Source organism: Bowmanella dokdonensis, from assembly GCF_017254865.1.
GTDB lineage: Bacteria > Pseudomonadota > Gammaproteobacteria > Enterobacterales > Alteromonadaceae > Bowmanella > Bowmanella dokdonensis.
Genome location: NZ_JAFKCV010000011.1, coordinates 15,467 through 29,258 on the forward strand (window position 1 = coordinate 15,467; position 13,792 = coordinate 29,258).

General features: G+C 55.5%; 15 protein-coding genes. 10 read left to right on the forward strand and 5 right to left on the reverse strand.

The window, feature by feature from the left end:
• Positions 1 to 29: 29 nt before the first annotated feature.
• The 5 genes from J0A66_RS16420 to J0A66_RS16440 all read left to right on the forward strand — a co-directional run bounded on the left by J0A66_RS16420 (position 30) and on the right by J0A66_RS16440 (position 5,005).
• Positions 30 to 563 (forward strand): SRPBCC family protein, encoded by a 534-nt coding sequence (locus tag J0A66_RS16420; protein WP_206574937.1) that lies wholly within the window; start codon positions 30 to 32, stop codon positions 561 to 563.
• 103 nt (positions 564 to 666) lie between these two features.
• Entirely contained in the window at positions 667 to 1,701 is a 1,035-nt protein-coding gene (locus tag J0A66_RS16425; RefSeq protein ID WP_206574938.1) for an XdhC family protein, read from the forward strand.
• Positions 1,698 to 2,279, forward strand: a complete 582-nt coding sequence (locus tag J0A66_RS16430) for a nucleotidyltransferase family protein (protein WP_206574939.1) — start codon at positions 1,698 to 1,700, stop codon at positions 2,277 to 2,279. The genes J0A66_RS16425 and J0A66_RS16430 overlap by 4 nt, the downstream gene beginning before the upstream one ends.
• A 24-nt stretch (positions 2,280 to 2,303) precedes the next feature.
• On the forward strand, positions 2,304 to 2,768 hold the full coding sequence (locus J0A66_RS16435; protein WP_206574940.1) for a (2Fe-2S)-binding protein: 465 nt from the start codon (positions 2,304 to 2,306) through the stop codon (positions 2,766 to 2,768).
• Positions 2,765 to 5,005, forward strand: a complete 2,241-nt coding sequence (locus tag J0A66_RS16440; RefSeq protein ID WP_206574941.1) for a xanthine dehydrogenase family protein molybdopterin-binding subunit — start codon at positions 2,765 to 2,767, stop codon at positions 5,003 to 5,005. Before J0A66_RS16435 ends, J0A66_RS16440 begins: the two co-directional genes overlap by 4 nt.
• Before the next feature lie 79 nt (positions 5,006 to 5,084).
• Here J0A66_RS16440 and J0A66_RS16445 read toward each other — a convergent pair whose 3' ends face one another.
• On the reverse strand, positions 5,085 to 5,750 hold the full coding sequence (locus J0A66_RS16445; RefSeq protein WP_206574942.1) for an ankyrin repeat domain-containing protein: 666 nt from the start codon (positions 5,748 to 5,750) through the stop codon (positions 5,085 to 5,087).
• A 94-nt stretch (positions 5,751 to 5,844) separates the two neighbouring features.
• Here J0A66_RS16445 and J0A66_RS16450 point away from each other — a divergent pair, with 94 nt between their 5' ends.
• Together J0A66_RS16450 and J0A66_RS16455 are read left to right on the forward strand one after the other, a co-directional pair.
• Positions 5,845 to 6,273, forward strand: coding sequence for a MarR family winged helix-turn-helix transcriptional regulator (locus tag J0A66_RS16450; RefSeq protein WP_206574943.1), 429 nt, complete (start codon positions 5,845 to 5,847; stop codon positions 6,271 to 6,273).
• 71 nt (positions 6,274 to 6,344) lie between these two features.
• Complete coding sequence (locus J0A66_RS16455) at positions 6,345 to 6,701, forward strand: SpoIIAA family protein (protein ID WP_206574944.1); 357 nt, start codon at positions 6,345 to 6,347, stop codon at positions 6,699 to 6,701.
• Between the two features lie 32 nt (positions 6,702 to 6,733).
• Here the strand turns inward: J0A66_RS16455 and J0A66_RS16460 are convergent, their stop codons facing one another.
• Positions 6,734 to 7,513 (reverse strand): glucosaminidase domain-containing protein, encoded by a 780-nt coding sequence (locus tag J0A66_RS16460; RefSeq protein WP_206574945.1) that lies wholly within the window; start codon positions 7,511 to 7,513, stop codon positions 6,734 to 6,736.
• 227 nt (positions 7,514 to 7,740) lie between these two features.
• Between J0A66_RS16460 and J0A66_RS16465 the strand changes: the two genes are divergently transcribed.
• Entirely contained in the window at positions 7,741 to 8,112 is a 372-nt protein-coding gene (locus J0A66_RS16465) for a hypothetical protein (protein ID WP_206574946.1), read from the forward strand.
• Positions 8,113 to 8,179: 67 nt separating this feature from the next.
• Here J0A66_RS16465 and J0A66_RS16470 read toward each other — a convergent pair whose 3' ends face one another.
• Positions 8,180 to 8,332: an entericidin A/B family lipoprotein gene (locus J0A66_RS16470; RefSeq protein WP_206574947.1), complete on the reverse strand. Its 153-nt coding sequence runs from the start codon at positions 8,330 to 8,332 to the stop codon at positions 8,180 to 8,182.
• A 186-nt stretch (positions 8,333 to 8,518) separates the two neighbouring features.
• Here J0A66_RS16470 and J0A66_RS16475 point away from each other — a divergent pair, with 186 nt between their 5' ends.
• Both J0A66_RS16475 and J0A66_RS16480 read left to right on the forward strand, forming a co-directional pair.
• Positions 8,519 to 9,202, forward strand: a complete 684-nt coding sequence (locus J0A66_RS16475; RefSeq protein ID WP_241264257.1) for a rhomboid family intramembrane serine protease — start codon at positions 8,519 to 8,521, stop codon at positions 9,200 to 9,202.
• A gap of 93 nt (positions 9,203 to 9,295) precedes the next feature.
• Entirely contained in the window at positions 9,296 to 11,089 is a 1,794-nt protein-coding gene (locus J0A66_RS16480) for a diguanylate cyclase domain-containing protein (RefSeq protein WP_206574948.1), read from the forward strand.
• A 5-nt stretch (positions 11,090 to 11,094) separates the two neighbouring features.
• On the opposite strand, the gene J0A66_RS16485 is transcribed toward J0A66_RS16480, so the two are convergent.
• Positions 11,095 to 11,709: a thioredoxin family protein gene (locus J0A66_RS16485; RefSeq protein WP_206574949.1), complete on the reverse strand. Its 615-nt coding sequence runs from the start codon at positions 11,707 to 11,709 to the stop codon at positions 11,095 to 11,097.
• 1 nt (position 11,710) lies between these two features.
• Positions 11,711 to 13,696, reverse strand: a complete 1,986-nt coding sequence (locus tag J0A66_RS16490; protein ID WP_206574950.1) for a protein-disulfide reductase DsbD family protein — start codon at positions 13,694 to 13,696, stop codon at positions 11,711 to 11,713.
• Between the last annotated feature and the right edge of the window lie 96 nt (positions 13,697 to 13,792).

Here is a 13,792-nt window from a genome sequence, read left to right on the forward strand (position 1 = left end):
ACCAGCCGATTATGGCCGGGAGCAAGCCAATGGAAATCCTGAAGAAATTTATTATCGCCACCCTGGTGCTGGTGGTCATTTTGGTGGGCATCGGTTTTATCCTGCCGTCACATTTCAGAGTCGAGCGTGACATACTGATCGACGCGCCGCCGGAGAAGATCTACGCCCAGGTGGTGGATCTTCAAAAATGGCAAGACTGGGGCGTCTGGTTCAAGCGTGACCCGGCAATGGAGGTCCGTTATGAGGGCCCGCAGGGAGAGGTGGGAATGAAGTCTGTCTGGAGCAGTGAGTCACAAGGCAGTGGCGAGATGGAAGTGATCGCCACCGAAGAAAACCAGCGTCTGGTTTACCGGCTGTATTTTCCCGATTTCGCTATGAGCAGCACCGGAGAGATTGTACTGACACAACAGGATGATCGAACCAAAGTGCTCTGGAAGGACTATGGCGAGGTAGGGGCCAATCCTGTCCATCGCTACTTCGCCCTGATGATGGACTCCATGGTGGGCCCGGATTTTGAGATGGGCCTGGAAAATCTCAAGACTCTGGTTGAGAACAGCCGCTGAGTATGGCGTTTCAGCGCGAGTGGCGGGCCATCCGCCCTGTATTCTCTTGCACCGGGACCGAGGACCTGCTGCACTGAGCTTTCACATCCTGTCCGGGCATAGTATGTCGAATCAATTGGATCAACTGCTCAACTACTGGAGCGATAACAGGAACAGCCTGCAATGGGTGCTGGCCACCATTATCGAAACCCAGGGGTCTTCCTATCGAAAGGCCGGCGCCATGATGCTGATCAACAGCCTGGGACAATACCGGGGATTGCTCAGTGGCGGTTGTCTGGAAGCGGATGTTATGCGTCAGGCCAGGCGTTGCTGGGAGACCGGAAAGAACCGGATTATCTGCTATGACATGCGCGACGAGGACGATCTGAGCTGGCAGTTGGGCATAGGCTGTGGCGGAATGGTCAGGATCCTGCTGCAGCCCGTCAGTGAGCAGAACGACTATCTGCAACTCCCCGCCCTGCTTACCTGCCTGCAGGGTCGCCAGCCTTGCGGCTACTGGCAGGGTATCAATGAACAATCTCCCTGCAACCGGGTATTAACGCAGTCGCAGACTGCCGAGTTGCTGCCAGATGAACAACGCTGGGCCCGGCTCAGTCTGGACGGCCAGCCTGGCCTTATCCAGCAGATCCTGCCGGCCCCCTGTCTCGGTATCTTTGGCGGCGGCATGGATGCCAGGCCGCTGGTGGGCCTGGCAGCAGTAATGGGATGGCAGGTGCTGCTGGTGGACTCCAGACCGGCCAACGCCCGCGCCGAATACTTTCCCACGGCCCAGTTGATTAAGGGGCCCATCAATGACCTGGCATCCGAACCCCGGATGAGCTGGCTCAGCGCCGCTGTATTGATGACGCATAATATTGAACTGGATGCCCAGGCCCTGAGTCTTTTCAAATCCCCCTCGCAGGCAACCGGTCTGCGCTATCTGGGGATGCTGGGACCGGCCCATCGCACTGAACGGGTGTTCAGCGTGGCGGGACTGGAGGCATCCGATTTGTGCCGGCCCCTGGCCAACCCCGTGGGCCTGAGGCTGGGGGGGGAGTTACCCGAGTCCATTGCCCTGTCGGTAATAGCCGAGATCCACGCCGTGCTGGAAGGACAGGATGCACGTTCCTTCAGTCTGCCCCTGGGACCGCGGGTTTGAAGCTGGCGGTGGTATTGCTGGCTGCCGGCCAGTCCAGGCGTTTCGGCGGAATCAAGCAACTTGCCAGCGTTGGCGGCCAGCCCATGATCTGCCATAGCCTCAGGGCATATGAAAAACTGGCTGCAGACAAGGTAGTGCTGGTGCTGGGCGCCAATCGCGACAAGATTGCCCCTGTGCTGCCCGACTGGGTTGAGTTGCTGGACGTGGAAGACTGGCGACTGGGCATGGGTACCTCTCTGGCCAGGGCGGTCCAGAGCCTGGATAACGGGCTGACACATGTGTTAGTGGGACTTGCCGATCAGATAGCCGTTGGCCGGCAGCATATTCAGTCGCTGATCCAGGCCAGCCGGCAGCATCCCCACAGTATTATCGCTGCGGCGTACGGGCAGGATGTGGGCGTGCCTGCTATCTTTTGCAGGGCGGATTTTACCGCCCTTGGACAACTCCAGGGTGACAGAGGGGCAAAATCCCTGCTCCGGGCCCAGAGACACCGCCTGGTGCCGGTGCCTATGCCACAGGCCGGGTTTGATATTGATACTCCGGAACAATTACAAGCTTGGTTATACCAATCGGATTGATCTTACAGGCAAGAGGAAAAGACCATGATTCAATTTAACCTCAACGGCAAGGATGTATCGGTGGATGCTGAGGCAGATATGCCCCTCTTGTGGGTCTTGCGGGATCTGCTGGATATGACAGGGACCAAGTATGGCTGTGGTATGGCGCTGTGCGGGGCCTGCACTGTGCATGTGGATGGCCAGGCGCAGCGATCCTGCACCATGCCGGTGTCTCAGGTGGCCAAAAAGCAGGTCAAAACCATCGAAGGATTGGGCGTGGATGCCTCTCACCCGGTCCAGCAGGCCTGGGCGCAGCATGATGTGCCCCAGTGCGGTTATTGCCAGGCGGGTCAGATCATGAGTGCCGTGGCTCTGCTGGAAAAGAATCCCAAGCCCACCGACAGCGACATTGATGAATTTATGCAGGGAAACATCTGTCGTTGCGGTACCTACCCCAGAATCAAGGCGGCTATCAAGACGGCGGCCGGTAAGATGGGAGAAGGCTCATGAGCCGGTGTCAGAATGTCAGTCGCCGTGAATTTCTCAAATTTGCCGGGTTTGCCGGCTCCGGCCTGATGCTCGGTGCTTTGGTACCAGGCTGGCGCCCGGTTATGGCGCAGACCGCAGGCCTGCCGGGGGAGCTGAATCTGTTTATCAGTATCGGCTCTGACGATAGGGTACATATCGTCTGTCATCGCTCGGAAATGGGGCAGGGCATTCGTACCGGCCTGCCACAAGTGGCCGCCGATGAACTGATGGCTGACTGGAATAAAGTCAGGGTGGTGCAGGGAATGGCCAACGAGGCGTATGGCAGCCAGAATACAGACGGTTCCCGCTCGGTACGCCACTTTTACCAGACCATGCGGGAGATGGGAGCATCGGCCAGAAGTATGCTGGAACAGGCAGCTGCAGAACGGTGGCAGGTACCGGTTTCAGAGGTGCAGGCCAGGGATCATCAAATCTGGCATGACAAATCCGGGTGCAGCCTCAGGTTTGGTCAACTGGCCGAGGCGGCCGCCCAACTCAGTCCACCAGACAAAGAACAGCTCACCTTCAAGTCCAGGAAGGATTTTGCCTACATCGGCAAGGGGCTGAAGATTGTGGATATGCAGGCCATACTGACCGGTCAGGCCAAGTTTGGTATCGATATGACCCTGCCAGACATGCTTTACGCCAGTATTGAGCGCGCACCTGTGCTTGGCGCCGGGTTAGTCAGCCTGGATGACAAGCAGGCCAGGGAGGTTAAGGGGGTGGTGGACGTCATTCAGATGCCCGCGCAGACGATACCGGTCGGCTTTACGTCGCTGCCGGGCGTTGCAGTCCTGGCCACCAACACCTGGGCAGCCATGCAGGGACGCAAGAGACTGGCTATCAGCTGGCAGGACAGCGCTCATGGCCAGCATGATTCAGCGTCTTACCTGAAGACCCTGACGGACAGGGTCGTCACCAAAGGGAGGGTCATCCGCAGCGTTGGGGACGCCTACAGTGCCATGATGAATGCCGTGGATACCCATTCGGCCACTTACACTGTGCCTTATCTCATCCATGCCCCCATGGAGCCACCGGCTGCCCTGGCCAGATTCAAGGACGGGGAAATGGAAATCTGGGCCTGTACCCAGACGCCCCAGGCTACCCAGAATACGGTGGCCCAGCAGTTGGGCATCGACAAGAGTAAGGTCAAGGTGCATGTGACGTTGCTCGGAGGCGGTTTCGGGCGTAAGTCCAAGCCGGATTTTTCTGTGGAAGCTGCCTTTCTGGCCAAGGAGACCGGCAAACCGGTCAAGGTGACATGGAGCCGTGAAGACGAAATCCAGCATGGTTTCTATCATGCCATATCAGCCCAGTACTATGAGGCAGGGATGGACGACACGGGGCGCGTAACCAGTTGGGTTCAGCGTACGGCGTTTCCCAGTATCAGCTGGACCTTCAATGGCACGGCAGAGGAACCTTCCGACGGTGAACTGTCACTGGGTTTTGGCGACCTGCCATTTGCCCTGGATAATCTGTCCTGTGAGACACAAAAAGCAGAGGCTCATTTACGCATCGGCTGGCTGCGTTCGGTGTCCAATATACAGCATGGTTTTGCCATCGGTTCATTTGTCGATGAACTGGCTCACAAATTGAACCGGGAGCCCCGGCAGATGTGGCTGGAGTTGCTCGGCAGTGACAGGCTGGTCAACCCCAAGCCGGAAGGATTTGAATATACCAACTATGGCGATCCGTTGGAGCAGCACCCCATTGATACCGCCAGGCTGAAAAAAGTATTGAATCTGGTGGCGGAAAAGGCGGGTGTGGAAGAATCCGTCGGTCAACATGAAGGCTGGGGCATCAGCGTGCACCGCAGTTTTGTCAGCTATGTGGCTGTGGCTTCCAGAGTAAGGGTCAAAGACGGCAAGTTAAAGGTGCTGGAAATGCACTGCGCCGCCGACGCCGGTACGGTGGTTAACCCGGACCGGGTCAAATCGCAGATGGAGGGCTCCATGATCTTTGGCCTGTCCCTTGCGCTGATGGGCGAGATCACCCTCAGGGAAGGTAAAGTCCAGCAGTCCAATTACCATGATTATCCGGTCCTGCGCATGCCCCAGTCGCCACCCATTCATGTGTACCTGGTTGAGTCAGATGCCCCACCCGGCGGAGTAGGGGAGCCCGGTGTGCCACCCGTGGCCGCCAGTCTGACCAATGCCATCTTTCGTGCCGGGGGTAAGAGGATCAGGGAATTGCCAGTCAGTAAGCATATGGAGGTTTAATCTGTCGCAGGCCGGTTGAATCAGAAAAGGAAGCCAGTGCTTCCTTTTTTGTTGAGCGCCTATGGGTGGCCTGATGGGTTCAGGCAACTCCAGGTTTAAGAGTGGGAATCTCAAAGCCCTTTTCCAGGCCGTGCTGATAGGCGGTCCTGCCTTGATCGTCGGTGATGGACTTATCTGCTCCACCTGTCAGCAAGGCTTCTAGCAGGTCTGTATGATTATGTGCCGCGGCACTCATCAGGGCGGTATAGCCTCCGGCCTGCTGCGCATCGGGATCGGCTCCCGCATCCAGAAGCAGCCTGACCAGGCCGACTGAGTGCGACGCGGCCGCACTGTGAATGGGGCAGACCCCACTGGGATTGGCTGCAGGGTGATTCTTGTCAGCGCCTTTTTGTAAAAGCATCCTGGCTGCCCCCTCTCTGCCAAAGAAACAGGCATAATGAAGCAGGGAGAAGCCGTCAGCGGATTCCCAGCTAAGCAGTTCAGGAAGGTTCTCCAGTTTATTCTTCAGGGCCTTGAGGTCATCCGCCGCCAGCATTTCCTCAGCCAGGGGACTTTCTACCTGCCGGTATATCCGCTTCATCAACTCTGTCTGGCGGTGGTACATGGCCCATAACAGGGGCCTGATACCCTGGGCATTCTGGCAAAGGGCAAGCTGCGGGTTCTGATTGAGCAGATGGTCGACCTGCTCGGCCTTTCCTTTGCTAATGGAGTCGAACAGTTGGGCAATCTGTGCCTGATCTGACATAGTGAACTCTTGACTATTTAGTTAGTTAGGCTAACTAAATATAGTTAGGCTGGCTGGGCAGCGCAAGATCACTACCACTAAGCGGACAAAATAGATGGCTAAAGACACCAGAATTGAACTTAGCGAACCCCTGCACCGCTGTGCCATACAACTTTTGCGCATGGTCAGTGCAGCAGACGAACAGTCCGGTCTGTCCAGGGCCAGGCTTTCGGCGTTGTCCGTTATTGTGTTTGCCGGCCCTTTGTCTCTCAAAGCCCTGGCCGGTGCTGAAAATGTCTCGGCGCCGACAATGAGCCGACTGGTTCGAGCCCTGGTGGAACAAGGACATGTCCGTATGCAGCGGCAGGATAATGACGCCAGGCAAAGTTCAATCAGTGCCACTGACAAGGGCCGGCGCCTGTTGCTGGCTGCCCGGCACAGACGGCTGAACCTGCTGGAACAGCGCCTGGAAAGATTGTCAGCAGTAGAACAGGCCCAGTTGCGGCTTGGGCTGGCCTGTCTTGAGAAGATTCTGCCGGATTAGCTGTTACTGCAAAGAGGGCCTCAGCCTTTGCTAGACTTGTTTACAAGCTGAAACGGGCAAAGGAGTCTTATATGTTGAAATTGGAAGGCATCAACGAAAACCGGGTACTGTCCATTACCGCCAGTGGCAAACTGACCCGGCATGACTATCAGCAGTTAATTCCAGAAGTAGAGAATCTGCTGGAGAAGTTCGGCACCCTGAGATTTTTTATCAGGGCCAGGGAAATAAGCGGCTTCGAGGTGCGCGCCATGTGGGAAGACATCAAGTTCGATGCCCGACATGCGGATCAGTTTGGCAAAACCGCCATCGTCGGGGAAAAGAAATGGCAGGAGTGGGGGACGGAACTGGCCAGCCTGTTTTTCGATGCGCCGATGAAATATTTCGATCATAACGAGGAAAAACTGGCCTGGACCTGGGTGAATACCTGATTGATCCGGGCTCAGTCCTGGCAGCATACCTTTTATTCTGGCCCCAGATGTGGTTCGTCCAATTTGTCCAGGTTGTTGTAGCGAATCATATTACGCAATTCCTGCATATATTCTTCGCCACGCTCGGAATAGCTGGTCAGGCCGGGGCTAAGGGCCAGGCCGGTAATGGGCTGGCCACTGTTACGTAATTGTTGTCGTAAACGCCGTAAATCCTGATAGGCATAGTGACGATTGAGGTTGCGGATATAGGCTTCCACCGATTCCCTGGGGCTGTCGAAATCCGCCACTTCATGGTTCATATCTTCACCCCTGTCTTTGGGCACCAGGCCACACCCCTCTGCAAAACACCATTGTCCGTAGAAATTGTTCGCTTCGCGGGCGAAACGGGAGGTTCCCCAGGCGCTTTCGTTGGCCGCCTGGGCCAGGGCCAGTGAGGTGGGCACGATATCCACCCGGCGTAGCAACAAGTCCCAACTGGCAGGACTGGCCGGGTTGAAATCTTCAATCCGGTAGACGTCGGCCAGTTCAGTGAGCAGCCTGCGGTCTGCCCGGGTCAGATCGGAAGACCTGGCCTGCATGGCCAGTATTTCCTGCCTGAGGGCGAGGATTTCGCGGTTGCGCTGTTCGATGAGAGGTTGGAAGTAGCCGAAGAAGGCCTGCTTTCGCTCGTTACCCGCCGCGTAGACAGCAAAATCAGGTACCGGCTCTTTGTCCAGTTCTGACCACAGCCAGAGCAACGGGACCAACAACAGCAAGGCCGCTGCCGGCAACAACAGTTTGCGTGCTGTGGTAGCTTGATTGTGATCTGGCATAAAGGATCCCCTGAAGTCTTTCTTTTAGTCTTTTTACGCCGTATTGGCTCAACAGATCAGCTACGCCGTCTCCTGAGTGTGAAAATACGCCTGCATGTTGAAATTATTACAGCCTTCAGCGGAAGCTCAAGTCGACAGGGAAGGGGTTTGATGCCTGGCATGGTTGCTGCTTTTTACAGCATGAATGTATCGCGCCGGGACTGTCGGCGCCAACCAAGGAGATAAGTATGAAACTCAGATTTCCCTTATTAATGGTACTGCCACTGGTCAGCAGTATGGCTCTGGCGGGCACCACCTTTAATCAGGCAGATATGAACGACGACGGAAAAGTCACCCGCACAGAATTCCGTTCTACCGTTGGGGATGCAGATTTTGCTGCAGACTGGGACGATGACGACGATGGCAGGATAGATACCATGGAGTATGAGGCTATCGGTCTGGAGGACGAGTTTGACGAGTGGGACAGAGATACCAACGATTACCTCAGTGACAACGAGCTCTATGACGGTGTTTACTCTTCCTATGACGAGGATGAAAACGGTCATTGGGACGGTGATGAATGGGATGATGCGGGAGATGACGGGTGGTTCGACATTTAAGCCCCGCAAGAAAAACTAAAAGCCAGCCCCTGACTGACAAGGGGGCTGGCTTTCTTTATCTGGCCATTCAGTCCTGATTGGCCTCTTCCTGAATCGCCTCGCCGGCATCTTCAATGTCTTCTCCTGCGCCTTCCATGGTTGCGCAACCAATGCTGGAAAGAAGCACAAGCAGCATAGCGATTAGCCGGCCGGTACGAAAACTGACTGTATTAGTGGACATAACAGACTCCTTGTTGAACAGAATAAAAATAATCTCAGCTGATTCCAAACTACCAGTAAAGTCTTGTCAAAAAATACAGAAAAATCAAATGGCTATCAGGAAGCCTCGATAAATGGGAGTGTTTTTGCCTTTGAATGAACCAATCAGCCCCAATCTTTATGAAAACGCCAATTACGGATTTTCTGTTTGCAACAAACCAATCGTCTGCGTAACAGCCTGATGGCTGCCAGCCTGTTTATCTGCCTGCTGTGGTGGATCAAACTGGCAGAAAGTTTTCTTGGTCTGGATTTTGGCATGGTAGGGGTCACGCCCGGGCAGACATCCGGCCTGCTTGGCATCTTGACCGCCCCGCTGCTGCATGGCTCGTATGCGCATATTTTCAGTAACACCCTGCCGCTGTTAGTGCTGGGCACCCTTCTGCTATTCGGCTATCCGCGCTCCTGGTGGCTGGCCCTGCTCTTTATCTGGCCCCTGTCCGGACTCGGTGTCTGGTTGTTTGCCAGAGAAGCGACCCATCTGGGTGCCAGTGGCCTGAGTCACGGAATATTCTTTTATCTGTTTGTTTCCAGTATTTTGCGACGGGACAAGCTGTCTGTGGCGTTGATGATGATTGGCTTTTTCCTCTACGGAGGTATGATCATGAGCATTTTCCCCCGGGAGCCGGAGATTTCCTTCGAGTCGCACTTTTTCGGTGCCCTCGCGGGGGTGTTGGCCTCCCTGCTTTTCCAGCATCGGGATCCAAAGCCTGAGCGTCAGAAATACCAGTGGGAAGATAATAATGAAGAGGCCGAAGATCCTGTTATTGGCGACGAATGGCAACTTTCCCGGCAGGCTTCCGAAGCTAATAAGGGAGATCAAAAAGCAGATTGATCAAGTACTTGCTTCTCATTGGCGGTCCATAGGATTAGAATAGCAGCTATTGCGTTTCATTTTCATTCGGCCTATCCAATCTGCGAGGACATGGTGCGTTATTTGTATTTGCTTGCCTTGTTACTACCCTGTTGGTTATCGGCCCAGGAAGAGGGGCTCGAAGCCTTTATTCGCTCACTTCAGGTCAACAACTATGATTGCCTGGACGAGAGCAAACTACCCCAGCTCGACAGCTACCTTAGCGCAGACAATCTGCAATATGGGCAGGAGTTCTATCTCAAGGTTCGTAAGGCTCAGGCCCTGGCCTGCGGGGGGAAATACGAGGAAGCCGCTGACATCCTGGACAGACTGCTGGCCACAGAGCCGGAGCGGGATGGCTCGGAGAACTATGCCTATGCTTTATACCTAGCCGGTATTGTCACCAGCAAAGACAATCAGGCCCAGCGTTGTGACTATTACCGCCGTGCCGAACAGGAGGCTTTGCGGGTCAACTCAGAATCCGTCCATCTGGGCGCGCAACTGGAACTGAGTTCGACATGCGATATCGATGCAGAAAATATCGATCAGAGCCTGTCCAAGCTTTACAGCCTGCTTGAGCGTTACTCCCGGCCTGAGGATCAGGCCATTCGTTCGGATATTTTTAATAACATCGGCAATCTGTACGCCATTCTCGGTCAGAACGAGTTGGCGGCGGAACAGTACTTCAAATCCTATCAGATGTCGCAGGGGGTCTATGAAGGGGAAACCCTGATTACGCCGCTGTTCTATGCTGTGCAGGCTTATCTAAAAAGTGGGTTGCTGGAACAGGCCAGACAGGCCATTGACGAGCTTATCCACCAGAACAGTCAAATCAACTCCCCACTGTCCAATGCCTGGCTGAATCAGGCGCAAGCCAACTTAGCACTGCGCACCGGTGACTACCAGACCTTACGGGCCAGCCTGGTCAAATGGTCGGTGTTTTTGCCTGAGCTGTCCCATGCGGACATGGACAGGACTTACCGCCTTTATCAGGCCAGGCTCTGCCTGCATGAACAGCAACTGCGTTGTGTGCAGGATTATCTGAGTCTGGAGCTGACCCAATATCCGATGGAAGAGTCTGAAGATCTCGAATATCTGTCGTTGCTTGCAGATAGTTTTATGGCGCTGGAGCAGTACGATCAGGCAGCGCTTGCTTTCAGACATTACCAGCGTGCTGCAGAGCAGGTCATTGAGAGTCAGCAGGGCGCGGCCAAGATACTGGGAGTGGCGCAGATGTTGACGGACATAGTACAGCTTGAATCCAGCCTTGAACGTGCCGAGCAAGAAAAAGGCCAGGCCAGTATGCGGTTGTTCATCGGCCTGGGATTGGCCCTCGCCCTGATGGTGCTGTTGGCCTGGATGCTTTATCGGCGACAACGGAGCTTTATATTGCGGGATGAACTGACCGGATTGCTGAACCGCAGAGCCTCCCTGTCTAAATTACGGACTTTGCCGCGACCCTCTGTGCTCAGAGTACATGCACTGGCATTGTTTGAAATCAACGAACTGGACGAGATCAACGCCGAGTATGGCGACGGCGTGGGGGAACAGGCCCTGAGGCATCTCGCGGAAATTCTGAAGGGGGCTACCCGTCAGGGCGACGTGGTGGGGCGTATGGGGGTCAACGAGTTCCTGGTTTGTCTGAATGACATCGATGAGATTCGTGCCCGCAGCCATATGGAGCGGATCCAGCGATCAATTTGCCAGAGCCAGATCAGAACAGCAGACGGTCAACGTCTGTCCCTGCAGCCTGACTACTCCCTGATGATGCTGGATGATGCCCCGGATGACGTCCAGTCCCTTTACCAGGGGTTGGCACAGGCGGTGGCTCAGAGCCGCCGCCTGAAAGGGGAGTTAAGGACCGGTTGACCGCCTTAACCGGCGTACTTCACTGAGCAGCCGTAGGGTACAGTGACCTTGGTTGTCACGGCTTCGCCCTTCATCAGGGCCTGCATCGCCTGGTCGAGGTAGTTGTCGGCCCTGGCAATATCGACCGGGTTGGCGGATTTGATGCTGTCGATGGCACCGGCGTAGCGCAACACGCCGTCGGGATCGATGACATACATATGCGGGGTGGTCCGGGCGTCATACTCACGTCCCACTTTACCGGTGGGATCGAACAACAAGGCAGTGGGACTGGCGCCACGTTCCCGGGTCAACTGGTCAGCTTCTGCGGCACTCACATGACCTTGTTTACCCGGGGCAGAGGAGATAATTGACAGCCAGACAACATCCTGTCCGGTATACTTTTTCTGCAGGTTTTGCATATTGTCGCTGCCATAGTGCTTCTGCACGTAGGGGCACAAGTGATTGGTCCATTCCAGGATCACGTACTTACCCTGGTAATCAGACAGGCTGACTGAATTGCCGGCCGTATCCAGCAGGGTAAAATCCGGTGCCGGACTATCCACTGCAACGTTCGCCAGCAGACTGGTACTGAAACAACTGGCAACCAGTATGGATGCGAACCAACTCATTACCTTTTTCATCTTATATCTCCTGTTTGGCCCGGTTGAGGGCATCAATAACGATTTGCGGGGTAAGCAACTGGGGTAATACTTCAACATATTGCTCACCGCCATACACCACGTATAGGGGTACGCCACTGCGCCGATAGCGGTTCAGATATTCCAGTATGGTCTGATTCTTGTTCGTCCAGTCGCCCAGCAAATAATGTACACCCGGCGCTGTCAAAGCTGTTTGGACCTGTTGATCGGCAAAAGCCACCTGTTCGTTGACTTTGCAACTGATGCACCAGTCGGCCGTCATATTGACCAATACCACCTGCTTGTGCTCCCTGAGTTGCTTGAGTCGGGCAAGCGTAAAGGTGCTCGCCAGAGAGGGCGCCTTAGCCGTGGATGAGGCCTGCTGCGCAGGTATCAGCAGCGGCAGCAACACCAATGCAATGGCTGCGAGTCCCAGTATGGCCTTGAGTCCGCGACTTTGCAGCCTGGTCTGCCAGCAAAGCATGGCCAGGGCCATCAGTCCCAGCAGCAGCAACGCCTGCTGGGCATCGCCTGCCTGTCCCTGATAGATCCACAGCAGCCAGATGCAGGTGGCAAACATGGGAAAGGCCAGCCATTGCCTGAAGTGCTCCATCCAGGGGCCGGGTCTGGGCAACCACCGGTTAAAAGCCGGCACCAGGGTCAATAGCGTCATCGGCAGGGCAAATCCCAGGCCGAGTGCGGTAAATATGGCCAGGCTGGTGAGCAGGTCACTGACCATAGCGATGCCCAGAGCAGCAGCCATAAAAGGTGCGGTGCAGGGAGAGGCGACCACCACCGCCAGCACGCCGGTAAAAAACTGGCCGGTGAAGCCGCCGGAGCGGGTCAGTTTATCACCCATGCCGGCCAGTCCCGAGCCTACTGGCAGGCTACCCAGCAGCATCAGGCCAATGATGAAAAACAGATAGGCCAGCAGCGCGATAACCAGAGGATTTTGCAGATGAAAGCCCCAACCCACAGACTGACCTGACCACTTCAGCATCGCCACCAACAGCGCGAACAACCAGAAGCTCACCAATACCCCGATACCGTAACCCAGAGCGGGACGGCGTCTGTGCTCTTGTCGTTGTAATGACATGGCCTTGAAACAGAGTATCGGCAGTACGCAGGGCATGATATTGAGCAGCAGGCCGCCGGCCAGGGCCATCAGCAGGTAGGCGAACAGTGACGTGGATTGCTCCGCAGGAGCTTGTTGCAGCTGGCTTTGCAGGTAGTACCCCTGCTCACCGTTACTGAGCAGGAATTCAAACTGGTCCGGGGTGCCGGTAAGATAGGGAGAGACCGGCATGGACAGGGTGAGTCCGGCTTCCGTTAACACTTGCGACTGGGTGGCTGCATGCTGGATAAGATCGGCCTGCAGTGGAAACAGCTGCCAGTTGCCTTCGGTCTGACCGGCTATCGACACCAACAGCGTTCCGCCGGTCAGCTCATGACGGACCGGCCAGGCCCGGGATGCGGGTAATTGCTGACGGGTTTTCTCAAACAGCGCTGCCCAGGCAGATGAAGCAGGCTGCGCCTCTACCGGCAATGTCAGGCTCAGGGTCGCCCAGCCCGGAATACAATCTTCCTTGCAAACCAGCCAGGACACATCGGCAGTGAGGGTAACAGGTAAAGACTGATTGACCTGAACCTCAACGGGCACCAACAGCAGATTGGCCCCTTCGTAGCCGTAATTGGTCAGATGGGCGACATCGATCGCGTGGGGCAGGGGCCAGTGGATCTGACCCGCTTCGACGCCCTTTGGCAATGTCCAGTCGATGCGCGGCGCTTCGCCCGAATCTCCCGGATTACGCCAATAAGTGTGCCAGCCGTTTTCCGGCTGCAGATAAAGGCCAATCCAGTTCTGTCTGCCCTGCACCAACGCCTGGTATTCACTGACCAGGCTGACCTGGATATGGGGGCCGCTGGCCTGGCTGGAAGCCAAAACCAGTTGGGGGAGAAAAAACAGTATCAGACCCAAGCCGTATTTCATCGCCACTATCCCATCCTGTTTTTTTATCTTTACGAGACGGATCCACTTTAAGATTTTGTTAAGGCGCTTGCATTAGCTTTTTATACTCACCTCCTA

Bases quoted from the DNA above. Each gene is read 5' to 3' on its own strand.
- J0A66_RS16485 (WP_206574949.1), bottom strand. From the start codon at position 11,709: ATGAAAAAGGTAATGAGTTGGTTCGCATCCATACTGGTTGCCAGTTGT.
- J0A66_RS16450 (WP_206574943.1), top strand. From the start codon at position 5,845: ATGGCTAAAGACACCAGAATTGAACTTAGCGAACCCCTGCACCGCTGT.
- J0A66_RS16420 (WP_206574937.1), top strand. From the start codon at position 30: ATGGAAATCCTGAAGAAATTTATTATCGCCACCCTGGTGCTGGTGGTC.
- J0A66_RS16470 (WP_206574947.1), bottom strand. From the start codon at position 8,332: ATGTCCACTAATACAGTCAGTTTTCGTACCGGCCGGCTAATCGCTATG.
- J0A66_RS16455 (WP_206574944.1), top strand. From the start codon at position 6,345: ATGTTGAAATTGGAAGGCATCAACGAAAACCGGGTACTGTCCATTACC.
- J0A66_RS16445 (WP_206574942.1), bottom strand. From the start codon at position 5,750: ATGTCAGATCAGGCACAGATTGCCCAACTGTTCGACTCCATTAGCAAA.
- J0A66_RS16425 (WP_206574938.1), top strand. From the start codon at position 667: ATGTCGAATCAATTGGATCAACTGCTCAACTACTGGAGCGATAACAGG.
- J0A66_RS16435 (WP_206574940.1), top strand. From the start codon at position 2,304: ATGATTCAATTTAACCTCAACGGCAAGGATGTATCGGTGGATGCTGAG.
- J0A66_RS16465 (WP_206574946.1), top strand. From the start codon at position 7,741: ATGAAACTCAGATTTCCCTTATTAATGGTACTGCCACTGGTCAGCAGT.
- J0A66_RS16440 (WP_206574941.1), top strand. From the start codon at position 2,765: ATGAGCCGGTGTCAGAATGTCAGTCGCCGTGAATTTCTCAAATTTGCC.
- J0A66_RS16460 (WP_206574945.1), bottom strand. From the start codon at position 7,513: ATGCCAGATCACAATCAAGCTACCACAGCACGCAAACTGTTGTTGCCG.
- J0A66_RS16490 (WP_206574950.1), bottom strand. From the start codon at position 13,696: ATGAAATACGGCTTGGGTCTGATACTGTTTTTTCTCCCCCAACTGGTT.